Source organism: Flavobacterium xinjiangense (assembly GCF_900142885.1).
In the GTDB taxonomy this organism is placed as follows: Bacteria; Bacteroidota; Bacteroidia; order Flavobacteriales; family Flavobacteriaceae; genus Flavobacterium; species Flavobacterium xinjiangense.
Window position 1 is genome coordinate 41324 of sequence record NZ_FRCL01000011.1, and the last position, 18670, is coordinate 59993.

Below are 18670 nucleotides of genomic sequence, written 5' to 3' on the forward strand. Positions count from 1 at the left end.
TCGGTTGTTTAAATTAACAACGTAAATAACAGGAATTTTAGTATATAAATAAAGAAGTTTTTTACTTTAATCGTTTAACTGGTTATTTGATTAACCGCATAAACAAAAATACTATCTTTTATTCTGAATGATTTCTGCCAATAGTTTCTTGGCGCGGAGGAGTTTTATTTTTACATTACTCAAAGGCTCATCAATTTTATTCGCAATTTCCTGATAACTCATTTCCTGAAAATAACGAAGTTGAATTACTTCTTGATAATGGGGTTTAAGCTCTTTGATAAACTGAAGTAGCTGAGAAAGATTTTGTTCCGTAATCAATTCATCTTCTGCCGATGGAGTAGTGTCGGCAATATTATACGCTTGTTGGTCTTCTTCATCTGTAATTTCGACAAAAAGACTTGATTTCTTTTTTCGAAGCAAATCAATATGTACGTTTTTTGCAATTGCAATAAGCCAAGTGTTAAACTGAAATTCCGAATTATAAGTAGCTATTTTATCAAAAGCTTTCGAAAAAGTTTCAATAGTAATGTCCTCTGCATTCGTCTCGTTTTCCGTGCGTTTGAGCATGAAACCATACACTTCGTTCCAATAATAATCCAATAGAAAAGTGAAGGCAACCTGGTCACCTTGTTTCGCTTTTTCTATTTGTTTGTTTATTTCCAATGTACCGGTTTTGAGAATGTATTTGTTATAAAGATATTAATTTGTGTGAATATAAGTACTAATTCGATTGCCGGATACCAATATATCACATCTTTTTCTTTTAATTTCCCTGCCGAAAACCCAATAACTATCCAAGCTATTATGTATCGGACGCAAAATAAGCCTAATACTATCATCCACTGAAACTGAAAAGCTAGTAATACGATGGCCAGTAGTATGAAAAGCAACTGCGAACAGTAGAATACTCCTAACTGAAATTTATCGAACTTTTTGTAATAGTTTGCCGTAGCAATATGTCTTCTTTTTTGTATGATCCAGTCTTTGTAAGTCGTTTTTGGCTTAGAATAAGTGAAACTTTCAGGCATAAAAGCAGTGGTTGTATTTCTCGCAGTAGCAGCTTGATTGACAAATAAATCATCATCGCCTGAACGAACTTTCATGTGTTCTATAAAACCATTTACATTAAAAAATTCTTCTTTTTTATAGGCTAGATTTCTACCTACGCCCATATAGGGATGACCCATTTTTGCCCAGGAAAAATATTGCATGGCCGTAAGCAAAGTTTCGAAACGAATTATTTTATTCAAAAATGAATTAGCAACTTTTTCATATTTACCATAGCCCAAAACAATTGTTTTTTGCATTGTAAATTGAGAACTCATTGCCGTAATCCATTCTTTTGATGTAGGATAGCAATCCGCATCAGTAAACAATAAATATTCTTTTTTTGCGGCCTTTATACCTAACGTTAAAGCGTATTTTTTGTTGCCCCAAAAGGCCTCATTGTTTTGCACTTTAACCAAACGTACATTTGGATATTGTTTTTCAAAACCTTCAAATATAGCTAAGGTGTGATCACTTGAAGCATCGTCAATTAAGACAATTTCAAAATCTGGATAGTTCTGTTCAGCCAGTAACGGAATAAAATTTGTTACATTTTCTTCTTCGTTTTTGGCACAAACAATAACCGATATCGGGATTTTTTTTGGAGTTATCTTCTGCGCTTTTGCGAAAGCGAATTTCCCAAAAAAGCCTAAGTAAAACAAAATCTGAACCGCAACAATAAAAATAAAAAAGTAAAGAATGATTATAAGCATCGGAGTTTAATGAGTTTCTAATCCCGAAATTTCGGGAGAATGCAAAGGTATGAATAGAATTAGGAATTGTTAATCATAAACTGTGAATTTTAAAAGAATTTATCTTGGACATTTCTTCATTTCATTTGCGACAGCAATGGACTGATTTGTGTTGGTTTTTTCCAACTCAGAAATGATGTTTTGGTAGTTCTTGTCGTCACGGTTTTGCGACATTTTTTGTTGGGCCTGAATTTCTTCGATTTCGATTTCAAAAGCTATAATTCCCCGACTTTGCATCATAGTTTTCTCAGATAAATCTTCTATTCGAACAGGGTTTTCGGAATTTTGTTCGTATTTATCTACTAGTCTTTTCAGCGATTGAATAACTGCATCGCCTTCAATAGTTTTGATTTTTCCGTAAACATGAACTGCAATATAATTCCATGTCGGTACATTTTCGTGATCGTACCAGGAAGGAGAGATGTAAGAATGTGGTCCTGAAAAAATGGCTAATATTTGGTCATTCTCCGCAAAGCCTTTCCATTGTGGATTTTCTTTAGAAATATGTCCCTCTAAAATTGTTTTCCCACCTTTATTGGTACCCAGTTCTAACGGAATATGAGTTGCCCACAATTTTCCGTTGGTTTGATTGATTAGAATACCAAAACTGTTTTCTTTTAGAAAAGCGGTAATGGCTTCTTGATTTTCGTTTTTGTAGATATCTGGAATAAACATGTTAGTTTTGGATTAAGGTTTTCAAATTAAAAATTAAATCACATTCACTTCGGCCTCAATATGAATTCCAAAAGTCTTAAAAATGGTGTCCTGAATATTCTTGGAAACATTCAAAATTTCCTGTCCCGTTGCATTGCCGTAATTGACTAAAACCAACGCTTGATTTTTATGTATTCCAGCATCGCCAAAACGTTTTCCTTTGAAACCTGCTTGTTCAATGAGCCAGCCTGCGGGAACTTTTACTTCGGTATCCGATATATCGAAATATTTCATTTCCGGAAATTGATGATGAATTTTCTCAAAATCAGATTTTAAGAGAATAGGGTTTTTAAAGAAACTTCCACTATTTCCCAATTCTTTTGGATCTGGTAATTTGCTTTGACGAATCGCAATAACCGCATTACTCACGTCCTTTAAAGTAGGATTGGTAATGTCATTCTTTGCTAATTCAGCTGTAATATCACCGTAAGAGGTATTGATTTTATGATTGCGTTTTGTCAGTTTAAAAACAACCGATGTAATAACAAATTGATTTTTAGCTTCGTTTTTGAAAACGCTTTCTCGATAGCCAAAATGACAATCTTCTTTGAGGAACGTTTTTATTTCTTGATTTTCGATAGTCATTGCTTCGCAGGAAACAAAAGTGTCTTTGATTTCAGTACCATAAGCACCTATGTTTTGAACAGGAGTTGTGCCTACATTTCCCGGAATTAACGACATGTTTTCCAGTCCTCCAAAATTCAGGTCAATTGTCCAAAGCACAAATTCATGCCAGTTTTCACCGGCCTGACTTTCGACCCAAACAAAATCTTCATTTTCTGCGATGATTTTTTTTCCTTTCAAGTCGATATGAATGACTAGGGCATCAATATCTTTTGTCAAAAGCATGTTGCTTCCTCCTCCTAAAATAAATTTTTTCTGTGCTTTATTTTCTTCTAAAATAACTTTCAAATCGTCTGCAGAATGAACCGCTGCGAATTGTTTTGCTTTGGCTTCAATGCCAAATGTATTGTATTTTTTTAAAGAGATATTAAGTTGTACTTCCATAAAACAGATTGCTTTTTTGAACCCTCAAAAGTAAGGATTAAAATTTATTTACGTAGGATTTCATCCAAATATGCATCATAAAAAGGGGCATAATATAAGGAGTCATATGATCATCTCCTTTTTGTAAATTCTGAACGAGCTTTTTGATGTTTATATTTTCAAAATAAGGATTTTGAAAGAGATCACTTTTCGAAAATGATTCTAATTCTTCTTTAAAGGCGGGGCTTTTTGTGATATAATCGCCCCAAGGAGCGCTTAATCCCACTTTTCTGAATTTTAGGATTTCATCTGGTAATCGTTCTGCCATAGCTGATTTCAGAATGAATTTCCATTTTTTACCTGCAAATAACCATTTGTCCTCTAATGAGCCCAAACCAATGACTAATCTTGGATCCAAAAACGGTTCTCGACATTCAATGGAAGCGCCCATTGTGCAACGGTCGTTTCGGTCAAGCAATGAACATAAGTACGTATGTTGGTCGAAATAAAGGGCCTGTCTGCGTAAATTATCCGGGTATAATGATTTTGCTTCTTTATAAATTTGTTTTCTGTATTCATTTTTTGGAAGCGTTTCAATTCCATAATTCTCCTCAATATCTTTTGGATAAATATTAGAGCCATTAAAAATTACCAACTCAGATTTTTTACTGATTTGGGCATATCGCGTTAACTTTTCGTAACGAGGCTTATTTGTAAATAGGTCTAAATTGCCAATTGTTGCAATGGAATTCAATAAAGATGGATATTGCAAGGCTTTGTATCGAACGTAACCGCCCATTAATTCATCAGCTCCTTCACCGGAAAGTAATACTTTTACGGATGGTTTTGCCATTTGTGAAACTGCCAATAAGTGAGGTTCACTCAAATGCATGATAGGTTCGTCCTGAAAATAAGTAGCGCTTATTAATTTATCGTAAAGGTTTTTATTCTCTAATTGCATCGTATGAAAGCCATAATCAAATTTCTCTGCCATCATTTTGGCTAGATGTGCTTCGTTATGTTCTTTCTCCTTGAAACCAATATTAAAAGTTTGTATGTCTTTGTATTTCTGATGGTGTAAAGAAGCCAAAACGGAAGAAGAATCCAATCCGCCGCTTAATAAAACACCAACAGGGACATCACTTACCATTCGTAATTTTATGGAATCGTCAAATGTTTCCCTGAACCATTCCACTGGATTTTTTATTTCAGGTTGGTTTTGAATTTCCTTTTTTAGATTCCACCATTTTTCGGTTGTAACTTTTCCTCCTTCGTCAATGCTCATTATATGTCCGGGTAACACTTTTTTTACGTTTTCGTATAAAGTGTTTTCGCCGGCAACAAACCGATTAAATATATATTCTTCCAGTCCGTCTTGCGCCATTTTGAGAGGTACACCGGCTGTGAACAGTGCTTTTTGTTCGGACGCAAAATAGAAAGTCTCGTTGTAAAACGAATAATACAAAGGTTTGACGCCCATTCGGTCCCGAACAACGGTCAGCTTTTTTTCCATTTTATCCCAAATAGCAAAAGCAAACATACCGTTAAGACGGTTCAGCATTTTTAAGCCATGCAATTGAAATAGCTTCAACAAAACTTCAGTATCAGAATTTGTTCTGATATCAAATCCGTTACTTTTTAGTTCGGGATAAAATTCCTTGAAATTGTAAATTTCTCCATTATAAACAAGTACATATCTACCGTCATCTGAAAGAAAAGGCTGGTGTCCGGCTGCGGAGACGTCAAGAATTGATAACCTCCTATGTCCAAAACCAATATTATTTTCAACGAATAATCCTTTGTCATCAGGTCCGCGATGCTCTAGCGAATCGCGCATCTTTGTCAGAATGCGTTCGTCAACTTTTTTTTGTGATTGTAAATGCAAGATTCCATTAATTCCACACATAGTTAATTGGGGCTGTTTGTGTTGATTAATTGGTGGTATTTATCAGCAATAATTTTCATATTTGTATTGTAATTGGCATTTTCTTCCACAAATTTTCTGTTTTTCAAAACAGCATTATTTCTATGTTCACTATTCTCAAATGACCATATTAATTCATCAGCGAGCATTTCATAATCATCAACCGGAATTAATTGGCCGTTTTCTCTTTGCTTAATCCAACTTTGGTTTCCTATTATGTCTGTGACAACAGGATAGCAATTGCAGGCCATTGCTTCAAATAAAGAAGCTGAAACTCCTTCTGTTGTTGGCATGCTGATGTAAATGTTAGATTGCTGTAATAGTTTAGGTAATTCTGTATTGGGAATTCTTCCGGTAAAGTTTACTTTATTTTCAATTTTTAGTTTTTTGGCCAATTCTTTCAATTTTGAAAGTTGGGTTCCGTCTCCTATAATTGTAAGTACGAAATCGATTCCCTTTTGGTTTAAAATACCAAAAGATTTTAAAATGATATCATGACGGTATTCCGGCAGCAAGGAGCGGGTTACAATAGCACAAATTTTTTCAGGATCAGCATTGTTTTTATTTGCAAATTGCACTAAATCAATTCCTTTTGGTAATACCAAAACTTTGCTCATATCTACCTTGGCTTCAATCATGGAAATAGTCATCACTGGACCCCAAGCATGTATCAAATCTGCTTTTTGAAAAGCATAATGTTGAATGACTTTTTTTAACGGTAATAAAATGGATTTTTTAGGCCATAAATCTGTTTTGCCTTGTTGCGCAATTGCAACGGGTTTCACTCCGGATAAGGCGGCAAGAAAACCGTAACTGGTGGTTCTCTCGGCAATAACCATATCTGGCTGATGTAATTTGATTATTTTTTTTATTTTAAAAAGGGCAAATTTAAATTCGAAAATCCTTAAAATTCGTTTGTGAATGCAATTACTAGGCATTTTTAATTCCCATGTAATGATTTCAAAATCCCCAAATTCTTTCAGACCATTCATCCATGTGATGGCATCAGCTCTGTAGGATTCTCCAAGGAAAAGTATTTTCTTTTTTTTTGCCAAAATAAATTATTCTTCAGAAGTTAGCGCGCGATTGATAAAATCATTCAACGGTTTTAGTGCTATTAATTTTTTACTCACTGTAGCAACAAAATCTTTTTTTGTTACTGCTGAAATATCAATTCTCTGAGTAGACTCAAAGCTTTTTAGTTTTAATAAGTCAATCGCAGGATGGTCTTTTTCGTAACCTCTTGGAGGGTTTTTAAGTGTGTTTTTGTCATTTCGATCAAAATCGGTAAACTCTTTTTTGAACTCTTTTGCATTAAGGATTGCTTCTAAATCATCATGGAAATAAGCAATTTCTTTGCGCATTTTTTTTAAATCCTCAGGTTCAGGACAATACAGTCCTCCGGCAATAAAACTGGCTCCTTTTTCGATTTGAATATAATATCCTGAACGATTCATTCCTTTTGCGCCCGAAGAAATCCAAATTCCTACATGCGATTTATATGGGGACTTGTCTTTGGAAAATCTGATATCCCGGTTGATTCTGAAAGTACAATTTTTGACTTCCAGCATTTCCAGTGATGGGTCCAATGGTTTCATTGCATCGAGCAAATCGCCAATGAGCTGATGTAAATCTTTTTTGAAAGCTTCGTACCGTTTTTTATTATCCAAAAACCAATCTCTATTGTTATTGGCTTTTAAATCTTCCAGAAATTGCAAAGTGTCTTTTGAAAGCATCTAAATATTATTGTAATTGTTTTTTTAAATCTTCTTCACTAATAAAACCGGAATGTTTCCATTTTACTTCTTTATTTTCATATAATAATAAAGTAGGGAGTTCGCTGATTTTCATTTCAGAGACTAAAGTTTTATTTTCATCAGCATTCAATCTTACAATTGTTACTTTATCAGCTAGCTCTTTTTGCATTTGTAAAATGTATGGAGCCATTTTTTTGCATGGAGCACACCATTCTGCATAGAAATTAATCAGTATTTTTTTGTCGGTATTTAATAATTCACTATATTCCTGACTGCACATTCCTACGATTTTGTCACTTGGTTTAGACAATCCGGCCGCATCCCATTTTAGCATTCCGCCTTGCAATTCATAAATAGTGGTGAAGCCTAATTCTTCTAATTTTGCTGCAGCTTGTTTGCTTCTCCCTCCGCTTTTGCAATACACAAAAATAGGTTTTGTTTTATCGTATGTTGCTGCTTTGGTAACGAAATCAGTACCATTCCAATTTACATTAGTGGCATTATCGATATGTCCCGAGATAAATTCTTCAGGAGTTCGAACATCTAGAATTTGTGCGTTTGGAGTTGCAGCAATTTTTTCAGCAAATGCTGCGGGCTCAATAGTTTTTATGTTTTTCGAAGTTTGTCCGTTACAGGATAACACGGCAAACGATATAATTAGGAGGAACATAAGACGGTATTTCATGGCAAATAAGATTTGAAATTTGTGTAGGCTAAAGTAGGTAATTTTTCAACTTTTGAATTATATAAACTATTAAATAAAAGTTATAAATTAAAAATTTTATAGCTCTGATGTGTCGATTTCACGATGGTTTCTGTGCGTTCAGGATGTGTGTCTGAAATAAACAGCTGTCCAAAAGTATCGCTATTGACCATTTCGATGATCTTAGCCACCCTGCTTTCGTCTAATTTGTCGAATATATCATCAAAAAGTAGAATAGGTTTTACGCCACTTTGTTTTTTTAAAAATTCAAATTGGGCTAGTTTCAGTGCAATCAAAAACGATTTTTGTTGGCCTTGTGAACCAAATTTTTTGATGGGATGATTGTCGATTTCAAATGATAAATCATCTTTATGAGTTCCTACGCTTGTGTAATGTAAAGCTCTGTCTTTATTGATGTTTTCTTGTAAAAGTGTCAATAAATTATTTTCGAATAAATGGCTTTCGTATATTAATTGCACTGTTTCCTGAGAGCCCGTTATCGCTTGATGATGCACATTGAAAATAGGGATAAACTGATCGATAAATTCTTTTCTTTTTTCGAAAATATATTTTCCAAAACTATTAAGCTGCTCATTATATATAGATAGAGTGTCATTCTCAAAAACATGGTTCAGCGCGAAATATTTCAACAAAGCATTACGCTGGCTCATTACTTTTTGGTATTGAATGAGTTGTTGCAAATAGTGGGAATCCAATTGCGAAATGACGCTGTCCATAAACTTTCGTCTCGTTTCGCTGCCTTCAACAATCAAATCCGTGTCAGCAGGTGAAATAATAACCAAAGGAATGAAACCAATATGATCTGAAAATTTATCGTAGGCTTTTCCGTTACGCTTTAATATCTTTTTCTGTCCTTTTTTTAGGCTGCAAAGAATTTGTTCGTTTCTTTCGTTTTTTACGAATTCAGCATCAATCACAAAAAACTCTTCGCCATGTTTAATATTCTGAACGGCTAATGGATTGAAATAGCTTTTACCGTAAGATAAATGGTAGATTGCATCAAGCACATTCGTCTTTCCTATTCCGTTTTTGCCTACAAAACAATTTATTTTGGTGTCAAATTCGAAATTTGCTTCCGAAAAATTCTTATAATTGAATAATGAAATCTTTTTTAAATACATGGGAAAGCTTGCTGGTATTGAGAACTTTGATGTTTTTTAACAAGTTTTTCAAAGCGGGTGCAAATTATTGAAAAATATCGATAAAAATGGCTTTTAGATTTTTTCTCTGCTAATTATTTTGCCTTTGGAAAGAAAGAACCTCCAGTATTATTTTTTTTGAATATAAAAGCATATTTTTTGTGTCGGTTTGAATAAAAATTTTATTTTTGCGATTCACTAAATTAAAAATAAATGGCTACTTACAGTAAAAGAGGATATAAAGCACCAAAAGAAAAAGAAGTAAAAGACATAGTTGAAGAGGTAAAGGTTGATGAAAAAGACAGTGCAACTGCAGGTGTTTTTTCTAAATTAGATGAAACAGCGTCAAAAACGGAAGACTGGGTTGCTAGAAATCAAAAAATCATTATTGGATTAGTTGCCGGTGTTGCTATATTTACTGTTGGTTATTTAGCATATCAAAAATTTATTGCTACGCCAAAACAAGACGAAGCTGCTAACGAAATGTTTGTTGCACAACAAAATTTCCAAAAAGCTACAGACGGAGTTGCAAGTGATTCATTATATAAGTTGTCTTTAAATGGTTCTGAAGGTAAATTTGGGTTTGTCAAAATTGCAGATGAATATTCTGGAACTGATGCTGGAAACCTAGCAAATTATTATGCAGGTATGGCTTATTTAAATACTGGAAAATATGCTGAAGCTATTGATTTTTTGAGTAAATTTAACTCAGAAGATATTGTATTGAATGCTATGGCAAAAGGTGCAATAGGAGATGCATATTCACAACAAAACAAACCAAAAGAAGCTTTAGAGAATTATGTAAAAGCTGCTGAGGTAAATAAAAATGATTTTACAACTCCACGTTTCTTGTTGAAAGCTGGTAAGACAGCTTTAGCTTTAGGAAATAAAGAAGAGGCACTAAAATATTTTACAAATATTAAAGATAATTATGATGCAAGCCCAGAGGCTGCTTCAGTCGATGTTTTAATAGGATTAGCACAATAAAAAGTGTTCAGTTATCAGTAGCGGTGGGCAGTTTATTCTGCTAACTGAATACTGAACACTGAGTACTGAAAACTAAAAAATATGGCTACCGTAAATAAAAACTTATCCGAGTACGATAAAAATTCAATCCCAAACGCGAAAAATTTTCGCTTTGGGATTGTTGTTTCAGAATGGAATGATTCTATAACTGAAGGACTTTATAAAGGTGCTATAGAAGCCCTTTTGGAAAACCAAGTGCCGGCACAGCATATTATTCGCTGGAATGTTCCTGGAAGTTTCGAACTTATATATGGATCAAAAAAAATGTTGCAAACGCAGAATGTTGATGCCGTTATAGCCATTGGATGTGTAATTCAAGGGCAAACGAAACATTTTGATTTTGTGTGCGAAGGCGTAACTCAAGGAATAAAGGATTTGAATGTTCAAACAGATATTCCTGTTATATTTTGTGTTCTGACTGATAATACCATGCAACAATCCATTGATAGAAGTGGTGGAATTCATGGTAATAAAGGTACTGAAGCGGCTATTGCAGCCATAAAAATGGCCTATATTCGCCAACAAGCTTCGTTGTCACATCAAATCGACAATCAACATTTATTGTCTTCGGGAGCTATTCAAATAGAAGAAGGGACGCCTTTAGAATTAAAGGAATAAATAATAAAATTATTAATTATTAAACCTATACTGTTCATTAATAGTATAGGTTTTTTGTTTTTTTTATGATTAAATAAGCTACCATTCCCGGTAGAATTTCATTAAATTTGTACTTCTTGGTTTTATAAATAAACTTTGTCACCCTTAGCACAGTCGAAGGGTTAAACTTTAAACCTAAATTTTTTAATGTCGAGTATCATTCAATTACTTCCTGATCATGTTGCCAACCAAATTGCTGCTGGAGAAGTCGTTCAAAGACCCGCTTCAGTAGTCAAAGAATTGCTCGAAAACGCTGTAGATGCAAGAGCAACAGATATAAAATTAATTATTAAAGATGCAGGGAAGGCGTTGGTTCAGGTTATTGACAATGGTTTAGGAATGTCTGTCACAGATGCACGTTTGTGTTTTGAACGTCATGCCACTTCCAAAATCCGTCAGGCCGAGGATTTATTTTCGTTGCATACCAAAGGTTTTCGTGGTGAAGCATTAGCCTCAATTGCTGCTATTGCGCACATTGAAATGAAAACCAAACAGGATCAAGAAGAGTTAGGCACGCATATAGTCATTGAAGGCAGTAAGTTTGTATCACAAGATGTAGCGGTTTTGCCAAAAGGAACTTCATTTGCAGTAAAAAATTTATTTTTTAATATTCCCGCACGTCGTAATTTTCTAAAGTCGGATACGGTGGAATATCGTCATGTTATTGATGAGTTTCAACGCGTGGCTTTGGCTCACCCAAAAATACATTTTACCTTTTATCACAACGGTAGTGAAATGTTTAATTTGCCTCCTTCTACTTTAAGACAAAGGATTGTAAATGTTTTTTCGGGTAAAACCAATGAGAAATTAGTGCCCGTTCAGGAAGAAACGGAAATAGTCAGCATTCAAGGTTTTGTCAGCAAACCTGAATTTGCCAAAAAGAATCGTGGGGAACAATTTTTCTTTGTCAATGATCGGTTTATTAAAAGCGGTTATTTGCATCATGCTGTTATGGCTGCCTATGACGGAATTTTGAAAGATGGAGCACAACCGAGTTATTTTTTATATTTATCAGTACCTCCAAATACAATAGATATAAATATTCATCCCACAAAAACAGAAATCAAGTTTGATGACGAGCATGCTTTATATGCTATTTTAAGAGCTTCTATTAAACATAGTTTGGGACAATTTAATGTAGCGCCAGTGTTGGATTTTGATAGGGATTCAAATTTAGATACGCCTTATCATTATAAAGACCTAGAAGGCGCAACACCAACCATTCAAGTAGACGGTAATTTTAATCCGTTTTCTGACGATAAACCCAATAAACATTATTCGAATTATAAGAAACCGGAACCAACAGCAAACTGGGAAAGTTTATATGTAGGTTTAAAACAAGATACGGACGAAATTGGTGGTATCACTTTCGAAAACGAAGAAGTGACTTCGTCTTTATTTAATGATGAGGAAGTAGAACATGCGGTACATAAAACCTATCAAATTCATAAAAAATATATTGTTTCTTCGATCAAATCAGGGATGGTAATTGTAGATCAACAAAGGGCGCATCAGCGTGTTTTGTATGAACAATTCCTTGTGAACATGACCGTTCTTCAGGCATCAAGCCAACAGTTATTATTTCCTTTGAACTTGTTTTTTTCATCGAGCGAAATGGAACTCATTGCTGAATTACAATTATCACTGATGAATACAGGTTTTGTTTTTGAAGAAACAAATAAAGATCACATAGTCATTTCAGGAATTCCTGTGAATGTCACAGAGAGCGAAGTGTCAATTGTTTTGGAACAATTATTAAGTGATTTACAAGATGGAATTCCAGAAAGCAGTTTCAGTCAAAATGACACGATTGCTAAATCAATGGCTAAAAGTTTAGCCGTTAAAACAGGAACCCATCTTACAGAAAAAGAACAGGAAAATTTGGTAAACGGGCTTTTTGCCTGCAAGGACCCCAATGTTTCACCATTTTATAAACCCACTTTCATCACAATGCGTGTGGAAGATTTAGACAAAAAATTTGCAGTATGAGAAACGTAACGGAAACGGTTAAGCAATTAATCATTATTAATATTTTATTCTTTGTTGGAACATTGGCTTTAGGGGATGTGACCTATAAGTTTCTAGCTTTGTATTTTCCAGAAAATCCCAGTTTTCAATATTGGCAACCGCTTACTCATATGTTTATGCATGGAGGATTGATGCATATATTTTTCAATATGTTTGCCTTATACTCGTTTGGTTCTGCCTTGGAGCAAATGTGGGGTAGTAAAAAATTCTTATTTTTTTATATATCTTGCGGTTTAGGTGCTGCACTGTTGCATACAGGAGTAAATTACTATTATTTTCAGGATAGTTTGAATACGCTGGTGGCAAATGGATTTCAAAAAACTCAGATTTTGCAAATTTTGAACGAAGGTAAAATCGATACCAGATGGCAAGAAATCTTATCAGTTTCTGACTTGCAAAATTTCACAAGTGCTTACTTAGGAACTGCAGTTGGTGCTTCCGGAGCTATTTATGGAGTTATAGTAGCTTTTGCTTTCATGTTTCCAAATGCCGAATTGGCTTTGATGTTTATTCCCGTTCCAATAAAGGCAAAGTTTTTTGTGCCAGGTTTAGTTTTAGTGGATCTGTATTTAGGAATTTCCGGCAAATCAATTTTCGGAGGTGGAGGAATAGCTCATTTTGCGCACGTTGGTGGTGCTTTATTTGGTTTTATCATAATGTGGTATTGGAAGAGAAATCAGTTCAATCAAAATCGCTGGAATTAATTCAGATATTAGCAAGTCACAGATAATACATTTTCCTGATTTCAGATCGTCCTGTGAGGGATTGTTTTAAAAATTGTATTTTATATATTTACGAAACAGAATTCTTAACCGAAAAATAGACAATGAGTATAATTGAGGACTTGAAATTGCAGTATAAAATAGGTGGAATAACCCAAAGGTTAATCTACTGGAATGTGTCTTGTTTTTTAATTTCGCTAATTTTTTTCTATCAATTTAAGGTTGGAGCGTTTGATTTTCCTACTTGGATTGCCCTTTCTTCGGAACCGTCTAATTTTATTTTAAAACCTTGGACTTTCCTAACGTATTCTTTTTTACACGATGGATTTTGGCATTTGTTTTTCAATATGATGGTCCTTAATTTTTCAAGCTCTTTGTTTTTGACCTTTTTCACTCCTAAACAATTTTTTGGGTTGTATATATTGAGTGCTATATTTGCAGGTATCGCTTTTGTTGCCGGTTATTATTTTTTGAATTTAAGCGCTTCAATAGTAGGTGCTTCTGCCGCAATTATGGCTGTTTTAGTTGCTGCGACGACTTATCATCCGTTGATGAATATTCGATTGTTGCTTATTGGTAACGTAAAACTATGGCATATCACTTTTGTAATTATTTTGTTGGATCTGATGCAATTTAGACTGGAAAATACTGGCGGGCATATTTCTCACCTTTCAGGAGCATTTTTTGGTTTTATTTTTATTAAATTGCTTGAAAATGGAATTGATTTGAGTAAAATAGTATCACGTGTTTTAGATTTTTTTGCAAATATTTTCACTAAATCGCCTTCAACACCATTCAAAAAAGTACATAAAAATTATACTAGACCTGTCGAAAAAAGCGGTTCAAGAATCATAACAAAAGACAAATCACAACAACAAATTGATGAAATTTTAGATAAGATTAGTCAGTCTGGTTATGATAGTTTGACTAAAGAAGAAAAAGAGTTTTTATTCAAAGCAGGGAAGTAAGTTGATAGTTTTCAGTTACAGTATTAAGAAAAAAATAAAATAAATGAAAAACCTCTCGTGGTTCAATAAAGTAATGTTTTTTTTGAATATAGTTCTAATTGTATTAACATTTATAGCTTATGTTTTACCATTTTTAGCACCTAAAACTTTTCCGTTTTTAGCTGTTTTAACCCTATTTATGCCATTCTTTTTTATAATGAATGGGCTTTTCTTTATTTATTGGTTCTTACAATTTAAGAAGAGAATGATTTTGTCTGGTTTGGTACTTCTGATTGGAATCACTTTTATAAACAAATTCTATAAATTTTCTTCGAATGATTTGCCTGTGGAGGAAAATGATTTTACAGTAATGAGTTATAATGTTCACCTTTTCAATGTATTCAAATGGATTGATAGGGACGATGTTCCTACTGAGATCTTAGCTTTTGTAAATGAGAAAAATCCAGATATTTTATGCATACAGGAATATTCCTCTTCGGCTAATATAGATTTTAAAGTCTATCCGCATAGCTATATTTTTACCGATGGTAATAATGTCAAAACAGGGCAGGCTATTTTTTCTAAATTTCCCATTATTGACCGAGGAAGTATAGTTTTTGCGAACACCACTAATGACATCATTTTTGCTGATATTAAAAAAGGAAAAGATATAATTAGGGTATATAATATGCATTTGCAGTCCTTAAAAATATCTCCTGATGTTAATAAAATCAATGAAAATATTGAGTCAATTAATCAGGATAAATCCCAAATGATGTTCAAAAGAATTAGTGTGGCTTTCAAAGAGCAACAGGAACAAGCAGAGAAGTTCATGGAACATAAGAATAAGTGTCCGTATCCTATAATAATCTGTGGAGACATGAATAACAGTGCGTTTTCCTATGTTTACAGGAGCATCAAAGGAAAACTGCAAGATAGCTTTGAAGAAGCTGGTAAAGGATTTGGAGTTACCTATAAATTTAAATATTATCCTGCGAGAATTGATTATATTTTTGCAGATGACAGAATGAAAATTAAAAAATTCGAAAGTTTTCCTGACTTTATAAATTCAGATCATTTTCCTGTTATGGCCAGAATGTCATTTGAAGGAGAATGATTTCCGAACCCTATTTTATAATCATCTCTTGTTTCTTTAAATAATCTAAAGCATATTTTCCTTCATTAAATAGCAAATCAAGAACGCTAAGATTATTGATAAAACCGTATTTATCGTCAAAAACCTGAGTGTAACTTTCAAATAAGGAAGGGTCTTTTTTTCCGTTTACTAAAGCTCTAAAGTCTTTATACTCATTTGTATCTACTTCATGAAAATATTCAGTTGTAGTTGTGTATTCCAATTTCATCCGTAAACATTTAGAAAGAATTTCTATAGTTTTAAAATTCAAATCCAATAAAAATTTATGTTTTTCTTCAAAAATTGGACGAAGGTCATCTTCGAAAAACTCAAAGAATGGCGAACTTCTGTAAGCCGCTTCCAGTGATTTGAAATGTTGTTTTTGCCACTGAGAATCAGTTTCGATTTGAATGTCTTTTGTCTTTTGATGACTTTCTTTATAATGCTTCACTGGAATATTCAAAAGCTGAATCCCGTTGGGACTATAGATATAAGTTCTGTTACGATTGGTTTGTTTCTGAAAATTATCCTCTATCTCAAATACAGTATTTTCTGATTGCGCGAGAGCTGCAAAATGACTTATCGAAGGGAAGTACGTAGGGAACAACAGGGTTTTCATACAATCAGTTTTATATATAAAAAGTAAGGTTTAAAGTTACGAATACAACTTTAAACCTTGGACTTTAAATTAGGAATTTTAATCTAAATATCTTTCTTCTCTTTTCTTTTTTTCCAAAAATATTCTCCAACAAAGAAGGCTACTAAACCAAGTAGAAATAATTTGAAATACGATTGAGGTTGTCCTTCGCCGCTAACAGTTGTAAAAACTCTATCCCAACGAATTTTATTCAAACCTTTTCCATTAGTGTCCCAACTCATCCAGATAAAAATAGGTTTCCCTACAATATGATCTTCTGGCACATAACCCCAATAGCGGCTATCTTCAGAGTTGTGACGGTTATCTCCCATCATCCAGTAGTAATTTTGTTTGAACGTGTAACTATTAACAATCGCTCCGTTCAATCTTATTTCATTGCCTGTAACTTTAAGGTCATTTTTTTCACCGTTATCATTCTTTTCATACTCGGTGATAATTCTTTTGTAAAAGGGCAATGTCTCTGTTGTTAAAGCAACCGTTTTTCCTTTTTGCGGAATGTAAATTGGTCCCAAATTATCGCGATTCCATTTGTTGATATGAGGGAATATGCCATCTTCAACTCCTTTCGAAATTTGTCTTGTTACTGATATTATTCCGGGAACATTTTTTAATCGTTCAGCACCAGCTGCAGTAAGTGCTTTTAAGAATAAGGTATCTCTTAGTTCGCTTTTAAAACCAGCTTCGTCTGTTATATTTAAATCTTTTATTAAATATTCAAAATCGATAGGTGTTTTTCCATCTAAAGCTACCGCGTAGGAATATTGAGGTTTAGCTCTCTCTGGCATAACTAATATTTTGCCATCGATATAAACAATTCCGTCTTTTATAGACAAGCTATCTCCGGGGATTCCAACACATCTTTTTACATAATTTGATTTTTTATCTACTGGTTTGAGCACGTGTCTTTTGGAAGTGTCAAAAAATTTATACACAGTATCTACAGGCCAGTTGAAAACGACAATATCAGTTCTTTCTATAGTTTGAAAACCGGGTAATCTCATGTAAGGTAATTGAGGCCAGTTTAAATACGATTTTCTTTTAGTAAAAGGAATCGAGTCATGTACCATTGGCAAAGCCACGGTAGTCATAGGAACTCTAGCTCCAAAATTTATTTTGCTGACAAATAGAAAGTCGCCAATTAACAAAGATTTCTCCAATGAAGCAGTAGGGATCGTGTAAGGCTGAATAAAATAGGTGTGAACTAAAGTAGCCACGATGACAGCAAAAAGTAATGAGCTAATTGTGTCTGCTGTTTTATTTTCAGGTTGCAAACTTCTGTCGGCTATATAATCTAGTTTTTGGGTATAATTAATGTAATAGATATAAAATCCAAAAGTTATTATTCCCAGAAAAGTATCTAAACTAGATCTTTTTCCAAAACTTCTTAAGGTTTCAATCCAAATGACTGGAAACATAATCAAGTTTACAATTGGAATGAAAAGCAATATAGTCCACCATGTTGGGCGACCTATAATCTTCATTAAAACAATAGCATTATAAACAGGAATGGCAGCTTCCCAGCGTTTTCTACCTGCAGCTTCGTATAACTTCCAGGTTCCTAAAAAGTGAACTATTTGTACAAGCAGGAAAAATACAAACCATTGATATAGTGTCATAATATGTTTATTTGGTTAATCGTTTATTTGTTTATTCGAAAATTAGAAAGTTTTATGATTTTTAAAAATCTAACTATCTAAAAATCTATTTATCTAAATCTAATACGTCTTTCATTGTAAAAACACCATGTTTGCCTACAATCCATTCGGCTGCAATTACAGCTCCTAATGCAAAACCTTCACGATTGTGCGCTGTATGTTTGATTTCTATTGCATCCACAGCCGAATTATAAGTTACAGTATGCGTTCCGGGAACAGTACCAATTCTTTTGGTTTCGATATGAATCTGATTTGGTTCTGGGTTTTCTAAAGTCCAATTCGTATAGGAACTATTCTCGATAACTCCTTTTGCTAAGGAGATGGCTGTTCCACTTGGTGCGTCCAGTTTTTGAGTGTGATGAATTTCTTCCATATCAACACTATAGCTATCGAATTTTGACATTATTTTAGCTAAATATTCGTTGAGTTCAAAAAAAATATTTACGCCTAAACTAAAGTTCGAACTGGAGATAAATCCTCCGTTTTTTTCTTTGCACAACGCCAACATTTCATCATAATGTTCTAACCAGCCAGTTGTCCCTGAAATTACTGGAACATTTGCATGAAAACAATTTGAAATGTTACTCACAGCTGCAGTTGGGACACTAAAATCAATGGCAACATCTGCTTCTGAAAGTCCATCATAAGTGTTGAATTCGTCTTTTTTCAAAACAATTTCATGACCTCTTTCCAGTGCAATCCTTTCAATTACCTGACCCATTTTTCCGTATCCTAAAAGCGCAATTTTCATTCGTGTGTTATTTGTGATTAAAAAAATCAGAAAGTAATAAATCGTGT

18 protein-coding genes are annotated in these 18670 nt (G+C 33.7%); 6 read left to right on the plus strand and 12 right to left on the minus strand.

Annotated features, from left to right (window positions below; all coding sequences use genetic code 11):
• Positions 1–111: 111 nt before the first annotated feature.
• From BUC23_RS12955 to recF, 9 genes are all read right to left on the minus strand, one after another.
• Positions 112–663: an RNA polymerase sigma factor gene (locus BUC23_RS12955; protein WP_073210103.1), complete on the minus strand. Its 552-nt coding sequence runs from the start codon at positions 661–663 to the stop codon at positions 112–114.
• Positions 654–1760, minus strand: a complete 1107-nt coding sequence (locus tag BUC23_RS12960; RefSeq protein WP_073210105.1) for a glycosyltransferase — start codon at positions 1758–1760, stop codon at positions 654–656. The genes BUC23_RS12955 and BUC23_RS12960 overlap by 10 nt, the downstream gene beginning before the upstream one ends.
• A 99-nt stretch (positions 1761–1859) precedes the next feature.
• A complete protein-coding gene (locus BUC23_RS12965; RefSeq protein ID WP_073210107.1) occupies positions 1860–2474 on the minus strand; it encodes an FMN-binding negative transcriptional regulator in 615 nt (204 codons plus the stop codon).
• Positions 2475–2507: 33 nt separating this feature from the next.
• The gene (murB, locus tag BUC23_RS12970; protein ID WP_073210109.1) at positions 2508–3521 is read right to left on the minus strand and encodes a UDP-N-acetylmuramate dehydrogenase; all 1014 of its coding nucleotides are present in this window, start codon (positions 3519–3521) and stop codon (positions 2508–2510) included.
• 37 nt (positions 3522–3558) lie between these two features.
• On the minus strand, positions 3559–5406 hold the full coding sequence (gene asnB / locus BUC23_RS12975) for an asparagine synthase (glutamine-hydrolyzing) (protein ID WP_073210111.1): 1848 nt from the start codon (positions 5404–5406) through the stop codon (positions 3559–3561).
• Between the two features lie 2 nt (positions 5407–5408).
• A complete protein-coding gene (locus tag BUC23_RS12980; RefSeq protein ID WP_073210241.1) occupies positions 5409–6416 on the minus strand; it encodes a glycosyltransferase in 1008 nt (335 codons plus the stop codon).
• Between the two features lie 69 nt (positions 6417–6485).
• Complete coding sequence (locus BUC23_RS12985) at positions 6486–7160, minus strand: DUF2461 domain-containing protein (protein WP_073210113.1); 675 nt, start codon at positions 7158–7160, stop codon at positions 6486–6488.
• Between the two features lie 7 nt (positions 7161–7167).
• Complete coding sequence (locus BUC23_RS12990; protein ID WP_073210115.1) at positions 7168–7866, minus strand: thioredoxin domain-containing protein; 699 nt, start codon at positions 7864–7866, stop codon at positions 7168–7170.
• Between the two features lie 80 nt (positions 7867–7946).
• The gene (gene recF / locus BUC23_RS12995) at positions 7947–9026 is read right to left on the minus strand and encodes a DNA replication/repair protein RecF (protein ID WP_073210117.1); all 1080 of its coding nucleotides are present in this window, start codon (positions 9024–9026) and stop codon (positions 7947–7949) included.
• A 231-nt stretch (positions 9027–9257) separates the two neighbouring features.
• On the opposite strand from recF, the gene BUC23_RS13000 reads away from it, so the two are divergent.
• From BUC23_RS13000 to BUC23_RS13025, 6 genes are all read left to right on the plus strand, one after another.
• On the plus strand, positions 9258–10031 hold the full coding sequence (locus tag BUC23_RS13000) for a tetratricopeptide repeat protein (RefSeq protein WP_073210119.1): 774 nt from the start codon (positions 9258–9260) through the stop codon (positions 10029–10031).
• An 81-nt stretch (positions 10032–10112) separates the two neighbouring features.
• A complete protein-coding gene (gene ribH / locus BUC23_RS13005; RefSeq protein ID WP_073210121.1) occupies positions 10113–10688 on the plus strand; it encodes a 6,7-dimethyl-8-ribityllumazine synthase in 576 nt (191 codons plus the stop codon).
• A 186-nt stretch (positions 10689–10874) separates the two neighbouring features.
• Positions 10875–12716: a DNA mismatch repair endonuclease MutL gene (gene mutL / locus BUC23_RS13010; protein ID WP_073210123.1), complete on the plus strand. Its 1842-nt coding sequence runs from the start codon at positions 10875–10877 to the stop codon at positions 12714–12716.
• A complete protein-coding gene (locus BUC23_RS13015; protein WP_073210125.1) occupies positions 12713–13459 on the plus strand; it encodes a rhomboid family intramembrane serine protease in 747 nt (248 codons plus the stop codon). Before mutL ends, BUC23_RS13015 begins: the two co-directional genes overlap by 4 nt.
• Before the next feature lie 122 nt (positions 13460–13581).
• A complete protein-coding gene (locus tag BUC23_RS13020; protein ID WP_073210127.1) occupies positions 13582–14445 on the plus strand; it encodes a rhomboid family intramembrane serine protease in 864 nt (287 codons plus the stop codon).
• A 43-nt stretch (positions 14446–14488) separates the two neighbouring features.
• Complete coding sequence (locus tag BUC23_RS13025) at positions 14489–15541, plus strand: endonuclease/exonuclease/phosphatase family protein (RefSeq protein ID WP_073210129.1); 1053 nt, start codon at positions 14489–14491, stop codon at positions 15539–15541.
• Between the two features lie 10 nt (positions 15542–15551).
• On the opposite strand, the gene BUC23_RS13030 is transcribed toward BUC23_RS13025, so the two are convergent.
• From BUC23_RS13030 to dapB, 3 genes are all read right to left on the minus strand, one after another.
• The gene (locus tag BUC23_RS13030) at positions 15552–16178 is read right to left on the minus strand and encodes a WbqC family protein (RefSeq protein ID WP_073210131.1); all 627 of its coding nucleotides are present in this window, start codon (positions 16176–16178) and stop codon (positions 15552–15554) included.
• 83 nt (positions 16179–16261) lie between these two features.
• A complete protein-coding gene (gene lepB, locus BUC23_RS13035) occupies positions 16262–17833 on the minus strand; it encodes a signal peptidase I (RefSeq protein ID WP_073210133.1) in 1572 nt (523 codons plus the stop codon).
• An 85-nt stretch (positions 17834–17918) separates the two neighbouring features.
• Positions 17919–18623, minus strand: coding sequence for a 4-hydroxy-tetrahydrodipicolinate reductase (gene dapB, locus BUC23_RS13040; protein WP_073210135.1), 705 nt, complete (start codon positions 18621–18623; stop codon positions 17919–17921).
• Positions 18624–18670 lie beyond the last annotated feature (47 nt).